Origin of the sequence: Aliiglaciecola sp. SL4, assembly GCF_041538045.1 — a bacterium.
Taxonomy (GTDB): Bacteria; Pseudomonadota; Gammaproteobacteria; order Enterobacterales; family Alteromonadaceae; genus Aliiglaciecola.
On sequence record NZ_JBGOSE010000001.1, the window covers coordinates 571,555 to 583,912 of the forward strand.

General features: G+C 44.9%; 12 protein-coding genes. 11 read left to right on the top strand and 1 reads right to left on the bottom strand.

The genetic code is table 11. The features are described 5' to 3' along the window. The first annotated feature begins 1 nt into the window (after window position 1). Window positions 2-610, top strand: a complete 609-nt coding sequence (locus tag AB6T38_RS02590; protein WP_372545774.1) for an ECF-type sigma factor — start codon at window positions 2-4, stop codon at window positions 608-610. 10 nt (window positions 611-620) lie between these two features. Here AB6T38_RS02590 and AB6T38_RS02595 read toward each other — a convergent pair whose 3' ends face one another. Further along, window positions 621-1,523 (bottom strand): PEP-CTERM sorting domain-containing protein, encoded by a 903-nt coding sequence (locus tag AB6T38_RS02595; protein WP_372545775.1) that lies wholly within the window; start codon window positions 1,521-1,523, stop codon window positions 621-623. Window positions 1,524-2,343: 820 nt separating this feature from the next. On the opposite strand from AB6T38_RS02595, the gene AB6T38_RS02600 reads away from it, so the two are divergent. From AB6T38_RS02600 to AB6T38_RS02645, 10 genes are all read left to right on the top strand, one after another. Then, window positions 2,344-2,952, top strand: coding sequence for a DUF4255 domain-containing protein (locus AB6T38_RS02600; protein ID WP_372545776.1), 609 nt, complete (start codon window positions 2,344-2,346; stop codon window positions 2,950-2,952). Then, on the top strand, window positions 2,949-3,752 hold the full coding sequence (locus tag AB6T38_RS02605; RefSeq protein ID WP_372545777.1) for a hypothetical protein: 804 nt from the start codon (window positions 2,949-2,951) through the stop codon (window positions 3,750-3,752). Before AB6T38_RS02600 ends, AB6T38_RS02605 begins: the two co-directional genes overlap by 4 nt. 89 nt (window positions 3,753-3,841) lie before the next feature. Further along, window positions 3,842-5,749: a phage tail sheath family protein gene (locus AB6T38_RS02610; protein WP_372545778.1), complete on the top strand. Its 1,908-nt coding sequence runs from the start codon at window positions 3,842-3,844 to the stop codon at window positions 5,747-5,749. Window positions 5,750-5,773: 24 nt separating this feature from the next. Beyond that, window positions 5,774-6,223, top strand: a complete 450-nt coding sequence (locus AB6T38_RS02615; protein ID WP_372545780.1) for a phage tail protein — start codon at window positions 5,774-5,776, stop codon at window positions 6,221-6,223. A 26-nt stretch (window positions 6,224-6,249) separates the two neighbouring features. After that, a complete protein-coding gene (locus AB6T38_RS02620; RefSeq protein ID WP_372545781.1) occupies window positions 6,250-8,325 on the top strand; it encodes a phage tail sheath family protein in 2,076 nt (691 codons plus the stop codon). Beyond that, window positions 8,325-8,861, top strand: a complete 537-nt coding sequence (locus tag AB6T38_RS02625) for a phage tail protein (protein ID WP_372545783.1) — start codon at window positions 8,325-8,327, stop codon at window positions 8,859-8,861. Before AB6T38_RS02620 ends, AB6T38_RS02625 begins: the two co-directional genes overlap by 1 nt. A 30-nt stretch (window positions 8,862-8,891) precedes the next feature. Then, complete coding sequence (locus tag AB6T38_RS02630) at window positions 8,892-10,397, top strand: hypothetical protein (RefSeq protein ID WP_372545784.1); 1,506 nt, start codon at window positions 8,892-8,894, stop codon at window positions 10,395-10,397. Next, window positions 10,394-10,564, top strand: a complete 171-nt coding sequence (locus AB6T38_RS02635; RefSeq protein WP_372545786.1) for a hypothetical protein — start codon at window positions 10,394-10,396, stop codon at window positions 10,562-10,564. Before AB6T38_RS02630 ends, AB6T38_RS02635 begins: the two co-directional genes overlap by 4 nt. Beyond that, the gene (locus tag AB6T38_RS02640; RefSeq protein ID WP_372545787.1) at window positions 10,557-11,636 is read left to right on the top strand and encodes a phage late control D family protein; all 1,080 of its coding nucleotides are present in this window, start codon (window positions 10,557-10,559) and stop codon (window positions 11,634-11,636) included. Before AB6T38_RS02635 ends, AB6T38_RS02640 begins: the two co-directional genes overlap by 8 nt. Before the next feature lie 59 nt (window positions 11,637-11,695). Then, the gene (locus tag AB6T38_RS02645) at window positions 11,696-12,355 is read left to right on the top strand and encodes a phage baseplate assembly protein V (RefSeq protein WP_372545788.1); all 660 of its coding nucleotides are present in this window, start codon (window positions 11,696-11,698) and stop codon (window positions 12,353-12,355) included. The last annotated feature ends 3 nt before the right edge of the window (window positions 12,356-12,358 follow it).

Sequence of the window (12,358 nt, forward strand, 5' to 3'; positions counted from 1 at the left end):
CATGTCATCTACTAGCTCTCACTCTTGCTCAAATACTGGCTCTGTTGACCAATTGTTATTTGCCTGGCGAGAGGGAGATATCAGCTCGCGCAATAGGCTTTTTGATGTGTTATACAACGAATTGACCCGCCTTTCTGCCTTTTGCCTGCAACGTGAAGGTGGTGTTTCTTTATCTGCTGGCGATCTGGTACACGAAGCGGCTATTCGTCTAGTCAATCTCGAACAAATTAAATGGCAAGATAAAGCTCACTTTTTAGCAATTTGTGCGCAAATTATGCGTCGTGTTTTAGTCGACCATGCCCGTAAAAGATATGCAGATAAACGCTCTCATCAAAAAGTGACTTTATTAACTAATCATTTTGCAGATCAAGAACGTGATGATACTTTTAGTTTGTGCTCGCTCGATGATGCGCTCAATAAATTGGCCGACATCGACAAAACACGCGCGAAAATAGTTGAAATGCGCTATTTTGGCGGCGTGTCCATTGATGAAATCGCCGCCGTAATAGGCACATCCCCCTCAACAATCAAGCGCAACTGGCGTGTATCTCGTGCTTGGCTGTTGAACGAACTTGATATGCAAGATCGGTTACCCGATGCCGAAACGTAATTTTATGCGCTTAGCTGACGATAAACTTGCGCCGCGTGAAGAGCAGCGTAATTCCTGATGCAAATAACAACAAGGATTCAGGTTCAGGTATCTGACTAGGACCGCCGTCATCTGCTGGCAGTTTAGCTAATCCCATAAAATCACCTGAACTTGAATAAGCATCCACTCCTTCGGCAAAATTCATGTTGAATGACGCTGTGTGCATGAAATCCGCATCGTAGGCCTCTAATCCGTCTCCGTAATCTGAACTAACAATCACATTGGTAAAAGCAAAAATATCGAAAACCTCGTAATCTGATACAATCTCCACTGATCCCAACGCACTGGTAAATAAATCGTAGTAACTACTTTCTGCATCAGCGTCAATAAGATCATAGGCTGAATTGTACTCGTACAAAATAGGCGTAAAATCGTTAAAACCAGGCACAAAGTTATTCCACGACACTTCGCCTGCAGGGTAAACCGCAATGCCTACATCATAAAAAATACTAGGTGATGTATCTACGCTTGGAATCAATGGTGCGCCCGCATACACGTCTAAGAAGCCTTCAATATCAAAGCCTACATCCCAGTTACTTCCTGCACCATTTTTAATGGTTACTCTTTCGCCAAAACTACCAAAAGTTTGCAGTCCATCTAAAGTTGACCCATATTCAGAAGAGTACATCTTTACGGTACCTTCACTTAGGTTAACAGTGGATTCTGAATACCCTGAAACACCTTGGCTAAGCATGACTTCAGTTTCACCATTTACCGTAATCCCATCTATTAACTCCCCTGTGCTCACTCTAAGAGCAGGTCTAACAAAGTAAGACGAATCATCGACTATGACAGCAGATATTGCTGGTTGAATAACGCAGACACTAAACAGTACTGCACTGCTTGTTTTTATAATGTTTTTTCTAAGTTCCATTTTCTTATCCTAATGTAAATAAATTAACCTACCTATTTGCCTTGCAGTACTCCAGTGTTAAACAACACAAACCTGCATACGTCGTTTTGGTAATCGATAGATTAGCGATCGAACAAACCGCTATTTTAAATAGGCGTAATATTGTGAACTTAAGGTCAAAATATGTGATTTTTTTATAAAGATATTTTAATAAAAAAAATGTTAATGGAATCACTGGATTTGTTAGGTATCAAATAGTCACATAGTAAAATTATTTTGTACCCTATAAGCAACACTCTCTGTCGTTTTAAGACAACCATTTTTCTTGCTTAATTGAAATCGAGATAACTCTTCATATTTATCCTAAAAATAATTTTAAAACTTCTCGATTTATTTGGATGATAAAAACTTGGGCTCGAGCCAGTAATAGATAGGCTTGTCAATTTATGATGATAGTTTTTGGAGTGTGAAATTGATTGATTTATGTTCGATATTGTCGGTTTAAGGTTGCAAAAAGCAATTAATAGATTAATATTTAATCGTTAATGGTTTTTAATTTTACCGCTTTAGATATAGGGTTTTGCATTTCCTTCCTGAATTTATCTCGTAGTTAATAGCGAGCATTAAGAATAAATACCAAAGGGTATTGTGACTAATAATTTTTAAACAGCAGTCTAACAAATCTGTTCAAACCGAGAGCATATGGAGCCTCGTGTGAATTGGGTGAGTTCGTTGATCGTGGCTTTTAATTAAAGTACGTGCAGATGCTCCTCAGATAAAGCTCTTTTTTTAAACAGGTTAATTGTTCAATGGATGAGTCAATGTTTATGAGTGTACAGAGATGGCTGATTTTGCGTCTGTAGCGGCAGTGGGAAGTAGTCTAGTTCGATTTTTAACTTACTGCTTTGATCAACAGCAACCCATACCCGGTGGATCGAGTTCCACTGACACTACCGTTGTGCTTGCCCGAACCGAAGATTTGAACCTAGAAGATAACCCTCTTATTACGCCACCTTGTCTTGCTTTGTTTTTATACCGAGTGGATTTTAATAGCACCAGTCGAGCGGCTTATGCAGGAAAAGCACTTGCTAAAGGTAGAGCCCATTTACCCCTTGAATTCCATTTTTTGATGATTCCATGGGGGATCACGGCAGATCAGGAATACCGCATTCTCGGCAGAACCATACAATGTTTGGAAGACCATCCATTGTTAACTGGTCCTATGCTGGATCCTGTTACCAATTGGGCGACTAACGACAGTATTCAGTTGAGTTTAGAGGAGTTGTCCACCGAAGACTTAATGCGAATTTTTGATTCTCTGCCCATAGACTATAAATTGTGTGTACCCTATATGGCGAAAATGGTAGTGATGCAAGGGCGCCGCCAAGATCCATTGCGGGAAGTTGGTCTTGCTGATCAAGTTCTCACTAGTGAAGTGGTGCGGCCATGACAGTTTCGTTATTTGACTCCGCTATTGTCGTGAATAAACGGCTTTTACTTGGCATTTTACCCACCGATTGGCTCACCCAAGCTGACTTGCCCTTCGCGGTTAATATTGAAGTGGAGCACCCTTCAGATACCAAGCTATTAAGACACCCTTCTGGGCGTTTCTCATTGTCTTACCAAGGGGATTTAAGCACCCCCATTCAAATACGAATCTTTGATGCTTACCGTCGTTATGTGCCCCGCAGGTTATCCATTTCGGTGTTGACTCTACAACAAATTTTGGACATAGAAGCGGCCCAACCACCAGACTATTTGCAGTCAAGACAGCGCCGACCGGTAATTTTCCCAGGTGCTGCCTATCCGATAAATGCTAGGTGTACCGGTTTGCGAGGAAAAGTCATCTTTAATGATGAGCCACTACGTTGGAGTATCATTGAATTACGTTCGCCCACTGACGTAAACACAATTTTAGCCAGAGCCAGAGGGGACGACCGCGGTGAATTTTTAATGCTGATCCCGCCCAATGCCGTGCCTGATGAAAGTTTACGTCAAAGTGTTGGGTTCGAGCTCATGGTATATGGCCGAGCTACGGCAATGCCACAAATACCTAACAGCATGCACGATCCCTATTGGGACCTCCCCATAGAAGTTGTTAGCGAGCCCCAAGCAAGTGATCCCGTTAGTTCCGGAGAAGTGATTCCGGCTAACTATGTGGCATCCCAAAGTTCAGTTTCAATACCATTTCAATTAAGTCAGATGTTGTCGAGTCATGAAGTCAACGACATTGTTTTTAATCCCCCTTAAAGGACAAATGATGTTCATTTTAAGGAGTCTATTAGCTGTAAAAACGAATTAATCATCGGGATAACCGATAGTAAAGGAGCACAAGAGCCATGCCAGAATATCTAGCCCCAGGCGTCTTTGTAGAGGAAGTTAGCTTTCGATCAAAATCAATCGAAGGTGTACCAACCAGCACCACAGGATTTGCCGGAATGGCGAAATGGGGGCCGGTTTGTTATCGCGAGCAGGGAATACAAGGACCAACAAGTTGCGAACCAAGACTGATCACCAGCTTTACCGAATTTGAACGGGTTTATGGTGCGTTAGAAACGATTCAAATTGATGACGGTGGTGCGCCTTCGCCACGATTACCATACCTTGCCCATAGTGCCAGAGCATTTTTTGAAAACGGCGGTAAGCGATTATATGTATCTCGGGTTTTTGCCGCCAATACAGGTGCTGACTCAGCCGACTTTGATACCGCTGCAGATGCTTGGGGAATAGGTCGTGTAGCTGTTCCCATTACGGGGAACCCTGACGTGATTTTGCAAGCACGCTGGCCCGGTGAAATGGGAAATATGTTTGCCAAGGTTTTAGTGACTCGAAGCAAAAATATCGCCTATGAAAATACCGATCTAAGTTTAGTGCAAGTGCGAGGTGTGCAAAACGGTGCTGTCGTTGAGGTTATCGCAAACGCCGATTTACCAGCACCAGTTGGCAATCAACCTCTGAATATCGATAACCTCAGGGTCGTGAGTATTGATTCTGATGGGGTGCAGACGTTTATATCCGCTGATGATGGCAGCTCTACGGCCCTCAACGACACCGATGTGGTGCAGCTGATCCAACTGCGGGTTCAAGTTACCCTTGGCAGTCAAATTAGTGAGTATGCTGACTTGGCCACAGATCCCGCTCAGAAGCGTTATTTAGGTCGCATTTTTGATATCGACACCCCTGAAGATCCCGATTGTCCATTTTGGTTTAACTGGCAACCCACTGCCGGAAATCAGCTTGCTGCGGCCCAGTTAGCCGCTGATTTGCGGGGTGCTGATGACGCTGAGGATATTTACGGATATCGCTTCGAAGGAGGCAACGACGGCGTGATGGTGACTCCTGATAATTTAGCCGGTAGCGCTGCTGACCCCGACGATGCGAGTCTTAAGGCCACAGGTTTAGAGGCCTTAGCCGAAGTTGAAGATATTGCCATAGTGGCATTACCCGACTCAGGAGATATGGGTTCAAGCCTACTCAGTCGGGTGGCCGCCCAAAGTTTAGTATCCCATGCTGAACGAGAACGTTATCGCATTGCCGTGGTTGATGGTCCCATCAATAGTTCGCTAAATGAGATAAGGGATTTTCGTGCACAATTTGATAGTAAATATGCCGCTCTGTATTACCCCTGGATCAATATCTTTGATCCTAATGAGCGCTTTTCACAGGGCACACCGCCGCGACAAATTGCCCTGCCTCCCAGTGGATTTATCACCGGTATTTATGCCCGCAACGATATTGAACGCGGAGTCCACAAAGCACCTGCCAACGAAGTCATCCGTGGCCTAACCCGTTTTGAGTTAAATATTAATAAACCCCGCAACGAAGTGATTAATCCTGAAGGCATTAACGCGCTTCGCTATTTCGAAGGACGAGGGTTTAGAGTGTGGGGCGCGCGTACCATGAGCTCAGATCCCGAGTGGAAGTACGTGAATGTGCGTCGCTTATTTATCTTCATCGAAAACTCCATTGACCAAAGCAGTCAATGGGCGGTGTTTGAGCCTAACAACCGGATTCTTTGGGACAATATTCGGCGCATGGTGGAAGATTTTTTGTTGGTTTTATGGCGCGATGGTGCACTCCTTGGTGCAAAACCAGAAGACGCATTTTTCGTGCGCTGTGACCGTACCACTATGACCCAGAACGATTTAGATAATGGTCGTCTGGTTTGCTTAATTGGTATCGCGCCGGTTAAACCTGCGGAGTTCGTGATTTTCCGGATTGGTCAATATACCGCTGATGCAAGCTAATAAATTTACAAGAGGACATTTGTTATGGCGACATTTAGAGAAGATCCCTACAGCGCCTTTAATTTTTTAGTATCACTGAATGATGGACAAGAATCCGAGTTAGTCGGTGGCTTTTCAGACGTCAGTGGGCTGGGGGTTGAAGTGAGTTACGCCGAGTACCGCAACGGTAACGAGAAAGTGAATACTGTGCGCAAAATTGCCAATACCTTCAAAGTGGATGATATCATCTTAAAACGAGGATTAATTGGTTCAACTGCCTTATGGGAGTGGCTGACTAACGTAAGTGCGGGTGCCCATGAACCACGTTTAGTTGTGATTACGTTATTGGATGAAGCAAGAGAAGCCGTAGCCAGTTGGGAATTGCGCAACGCGCAACCGAAAAAATGGACAGGGCCAACTTTGGCCGCAAAAGGCGGTGGGGAAGTGGCAATGGAAGAGCTTAGCTTAGTCTGTGAAGGCTGTAAATACAGCTAAATCCGTAGGTTTTGAGGAGATTGCCAATGGGCTTAGGCGTGTTACTTGGTGCACCAAATATCATATCCATAATGGATCGAACCCAAAGTTCGTTGGGTCAGGTCAAAATGGATGTGTGCGCCTTTGTGGGAGTAGCACCTAAGGGACCATCACGGCGTCATCATATAGCCACTGGTGAACAATTAGACTTGCAGAGTATCGCCGACAATTGGTTTGTAAGAGATAGAACAGTGGCGATAAAAGTGAGTAGTTGGGAGCAGTTTAGACGGCTTTATGGTGGTTTCGAATCGCCAGGAAGGTTGGTCTACGCCGTAGCTAACTTTTTTGAACAAGGTGGTCAGGAAGCCTACATCTGCAGAATTGTCCATGAATATGACGATGCTGTGGTTAATCTCGATGCAGTGGCCAGCTGCATGATTGAAAACCTCAGAGCCCAGGGAGCTGGCATAGGTTTAAATGCCAAAAATGAAGGCATTTGGGGAAACCAACTCAGTGCTGCAGCAGGAATTTCGTTAACGCCGGTTGAGTTTTTAACAGACAACAGTGATGCCAGCACAATTAGTTTTGCCAGTACTCAAGGCCTTGAAAGTGGCTGTTTATTGCGCATAGTCAATGACGATATTACAAACCCTGGCAGTCAATTTTCTGAATACCGGTTTATTAACCAATTTAAACGGCAAGGGGATAGCGTTAGTGCATCTGAATATTGGACTTTGGATTTTAGTACTGCGCCTTTACCAGCTGTACCTAAAAAAATAGAATTGGTTGAAGGCCAACTGAGCATTATCGATAATGCTACCGGCATATCAGAAGAGTTTGCTAACTTAGCCCTTAGTCCAAGTCACCCGCGTTTTTTAGGTCGGGTGTTGTTAACTGAGTCGAACTTAGTTGATCCACAACGTAATTGGTTGTTGAGTGAACTCTATCCTCAGGATTTATCTCCCTTTAACCAAAATGCACACACCCTCAACAGTGCCACCCAGTTAGCGATTAATCCTAGCCTATTTAGTGGTGGTGAAGACCGTTATCAAGATATCTCCCATGCCGATTTTTTTGATAGCCGTTGGGTGTTAGGAGATGAGCATTTTGGCAGTGGTGTGCATTGTGTGTCGAACCTGTCGGATTGTTCTTTAATGGTCGTCCCAGACTTATATGGCCCTGAACCCTTTGAAAAAGTGCTGCATAATGAACCACCAGAACCTTTGTCTGGTGCTGATTTTGCGCCCTGCATTGAACAGGAAACGGCGACTTTGGAGGTTGAAACGGCTTTACCTTCATTGCTAAAGTTACGACTCGATCCGCAATTGCCCGAAGATCGAGACCTTATTATTAGTTTGCAACAAGGCTTAGTGTCTTTTGCCAAGCAATTGAAAGAGTTTGTGGTGTTGCTTGATGTGCCTCCGACACTAACCCCACAACAAATTACCCAGTGGCGATCTAAATTTAATAGTGAATATTGCGCCGCTTACCATCCTTGGTTGAAAGTTAATCAATACAATCCCGATGGTCAAATTGGTAGCTCACCTAAAATTATTAACCCTTCAGCCGTGGCAGCTGGTGTTATCGCTGCCAGTGAGTTGCAACATGGCTTAACCCATGGCCCTGCCAATCGTCTCGCTAAATCAGTGTTCTCGTTACAGATTAAGGTTTCTGACAAATTTCATGATCAGTTGCACCCATTGGGCATAAACGTTTTTGTGCAGCAGCGAGATGGTATATGGCTCAGTGGTGCAAGAACCGTCAGCCAGCAACGGCAATGGCGACAGTTAAGTGTGGTGAGGTTGATGGTGATGTTGCGCCGGGTCTTGTTGCAACAGATGCAGTGGGTGGTGTTTGAACCCAATACGCCAGCGTTATGGCTGGACGTGAAGTTCAAACTTCAGAGCTTTTTAAAACAACTATTTATTGCTGGCGCATTCAAAGGCAACTCGCCAGAACAGGCGTATTTTGTGCGCTGTGACGAAACCTTAAATAGTCCTCAAGTTGTCGATTCGGGCAGGTTAGTGGCACACATTGGCGTGGCACCAGCAGAACCTTTGGAATACCTCATTTTGCAATTCAGTCGTGAAGCCGATGGGTCATTGAAAATGGTGAGCAAATAATGGAATCCCGATTTTTACTATCAAATTTCAATTTTGAAATTAGCTTAATCAAGGCAGCGAATATTGAATCTGGTAGCAACCTCACATCAAGTCCCAATACCAGTGGTAAGGATGTGTTGGGAGACGGAGGTTTTGCTGAATGCAGCGGTTTAGAGATCCAAATGGACGTACAGCAAATTCAAGAAGGTGGACGAAATGATGGGGTTATTCAGCAGGTAGGCAGCGCAAAGTATCAAAACTTAGTACTCAAAAGAGGCATGTTTTATAACGCTGATAACAAGCTTGCTATGGATGTGTGGGAATGGATTCAATCGGTGGTCAGTGGCAGTCTTCCCGTTACCCGCTATGACGGCATTATTAAGGTATATGGACATCGTAAAAGCCCATCAAAAGATGCGCCTATCATTGCGACTTGGGCCTTTGATCGGGCATTGCCTACCAAAGTCAGTGGGCCATCTCTGAACGCAAAAAGTGGCGATGTAGCGTTAGAAGAACTGCACTTAGCCCATGAAGGGTTACGAATGTTATTTGATTAATCATGCAGATAAAATATAGGGAAAGTTTGAGTGAGTAATTTAGTTAAAGCGACATTACAAAAGGTATTGGCTGATGAGGCGGAAACCGGAGATGGTGTTGCTTTTCCTGTGCAATTTAATCCATCCTCATTAAAAATACGCATCACCAATCAAATTGAAGGCGGTCGGTCAGCAGCCAAACAAGTCCGGCAACAAACCGGAAACAGTTCCCGTGTTCTAACCATGGAACTAATTTTTGATACTGCCGATGAAGGCAGTAAAGATTCGCCAGTGTCAGTCCGCCAGAAAACTAAGCAACTAGAACAATTTATTTCAACACCGGAAAATAATCCTGATCCGCCACCTAAATTGAAATTTAACTGGGGGGATCTCACCGTCGTGGGTATCGCCAATAGTATTGATGTCAGTCTGGAGCACTTTGCTGCTAACGGTTATCCCCTAAGGGCAAAAGTTAATTTAAGTATTAAAGAACAAGACCCAACAATTGTATTTACACCGGCAGATCGAGGCACGGGCAACGCACAAAATCCCGGTGCAAAAGCGAGTTTGCCTGGCGCTGGCACAAATTCTGGATTTTCTGCAGGTATCAGTGCGGGAATAGGTCTGTCTGCAGGCATAGGCATCAGCGCAGGTGTGAGTGCAGGCTTTGGTGTGAGTGCCGGTATTAGCGCGGGTGTTGGTATATCTGCTGGGGCAAAAGTTGGTTTTGCCTTAGAAGGGGAAATGGGCGCTGAATTTGCAGCAAGAATGGGCGTGGATCCTGCCGCTTGGCGAAGTTTAGACGTGGGCGCTGATACTGGGGGAAATCTCGCTGCGGGTAGCCAAGTAGTCTTTAATACCGCCACTAATATTAGTCCTGGCATAGGTGTAAGTAGTGGGGTTAATGCCGAGTCGGATGTGAACCAGAAAGCCTCTTCAGGGCTAAATTTGTCAACTGTATCGCAATTGAATAACCCACTTTCAACAATGACTCCCCAGAGCAAAAATGATGCTGACTCAGCTGGCAAAGCCATCTCTAGCCTTGGCGGTATTGGGGCGACAATAAATGGGGTGAAACTGCAAAATAGTCAGCAACAAACCCAATTGAGCGTGTCGGCATTTGGCATCAATAGTGATTTGTTAAGTACTGTTAAGGTGCTCGGTGGAAACGCAGTAGATCAAACTGGAAAAAGTAAAGGGATTAGCCGGGCTCCTTTGGTTCGAGCACAAAACCAAAGCGACACGCAAATGCCCAATGAATTTACGCAAACCTCAGCTTTTCCTGATCAACGGGCAATGACCTATGGTCAAGGCATTCCATTGGAGCCTTTGTTTGGTGTCTCGCAAACGCAAAATGTCATGAAGGTGTATGCAGACCGTGATCTTGCTATTGCTAACCATCCCCACGGTGTTCCTTTTACTTCCAACGCTGCAACTCCCCCGTGGGTAGCCTTACCGCAAAGAGATGCCCAGCGACAAGCTGTTGATTCGAAATCACCGGGGTTTGGTAATTCAAGCTTTTCTACAGGATGCCAATGCACAGGAGTGACTAAATGACAGCCTATATTGACCGTATTGTAACTGAAGTGGTGGTTCAACCTGAGCGTGAGCAAGGCGAGCAGGAAAGCGATAAGCGCTGGTTAGAGCAGCAAAAAATAGAGGCCGTAATTAAACGCCAATACACACAATCCCAACGGACTAAGGCGGAAGGTCTAGATGATTGACGAATTATTTTTTAATGCCAAACCGGCGTTCAACGTTGACGGTGAAGACATCAATGAGCTGATTCGAGATGTGCTCTACTTGAGTGTGCAAGAGGGACTCGATGGAATGAAAACCCTGACTGCTAGGTTTACCGCCATTGGGCCTATGCCAGGACAAAGAACCGAGAGTCTATTGTATTTAGATGGACGTTATTTGGATTTTGGCAAACAAGTCAAAGTGGCGATTGGCGCGGGGGCTCGGCAACGAATTATTTTTAATGGCTATATCAGTGCGTTGGAAATTCAATTTGAAGAAGGCCAGGAGCCAGAGTTTAGCTTTTGTGCCGAAGATCGTTTGATGGATTTACGGATGATCCGCCGCTCGAAAACCTATGAAGATATGAGTGATCAGCAAATCGCCGAAGAAATTGCCAATGAACATGGCTTACAAAGTGAGGTAGATGCCAATGGGCCTACCTATAACCAAATTCAGCAATGCAATATGAGCGATCTAGCGTTTTTACGGGAGCGAGCTCGTCTACTGCAAGCCGAGGTGTGGTTAGAAAATGAAAGCCTACACTATAAAACCCGTGATAAGCGCAGTGGCACCAGTTTGACCTTAATTCGCGGCACAGATTTGATGCATGTGCGAGTCAGCGCTGATTTGGCTCATCAAAAAACCAAAGTGCATGTTGCCGGATATGACGCCACTCAGGCGCAACCTATTGATGAATGGGCCGATGATGCTGCCATTTCCAGTGAAATTGCAGGTGGGCGCTCCGGTGTCAGCATTTTACAAAAAGCCTTTGGTGAACGCATCAGTAAGCGGGTTATGGAAGTGCCATTGGAGGCAGAAGAAGCTGCTTCATGGGCCATTGCTGAGATGCAACGTAGAGCGCGGCAGTTTGTCACGGTGAATGCCATATCGGTCGGGGTTCCGGATTTAGTGGTTGGCAGCTCTGTCAGGTTAGAACAGCTTGGTGCGCCGTTTTCCGGAGATGGTTATTACGTGACTAAGCTTGAGCATTTATACACTTTAGCAGATGGCCATCAAACTCATTTTGAGGCCCAGCGAGCATTTATTAATGAATAACCTAGCTGAACTGACAGATTATTTAACTAAACCAAGAGCATGCATTTAAGGAGTGATAAATGACTAACCAATACGCACCAGATGGCGGCAGACAACGCTATTTCGGGGTTTATCCAGCGATTGTCGTCAATATTGTTGATCCGCAAAATTTGGGCAGAGTGTTAGTGAGCTTTCCTTGGTTGAGTGGATCGACTGTTGAAGCTTGGAGCACTTTGACAACTCCCTATGCAGATGATGATCAAGGTTTACAAGTTATGCCTGAAGTGGATTCTCAAGTGGTGGTGGCCTTTGAAGCGGGAAATTTGCGGCGACCTTATATTATTGGCTCCTGCTGGAATGGTCGGGCTGTACCGCCGCAACAAACTGAGGATGCCAATAACATTCGCACCTTGAAAACCCGTTCAGGAAGTGAACTGACCTTTGATGATAGTGAAGGTGCCGCCAAAATTACCTTAAAAACCTCGGGAGGCCATGAATTGCTTTTAGATGAAGCATCGAGTGCTATTACTATCACTCACTCAAGTGGTCACAAAATTGAATTTTCCCCATCCGGCGCAATCGAGATCACTGCCAATTCCACTGTTGAATTGAATGCCGCAGCGTTTAACGTCCATGCACCTGTGGCAAATTTTGACGGTATTATCAATTGTACCACTATGATTGCTAGTGCCGCTGTGGTGTCACCTTCGTATACTCCTGGGGTGGGCAACCTATGGTAGTGC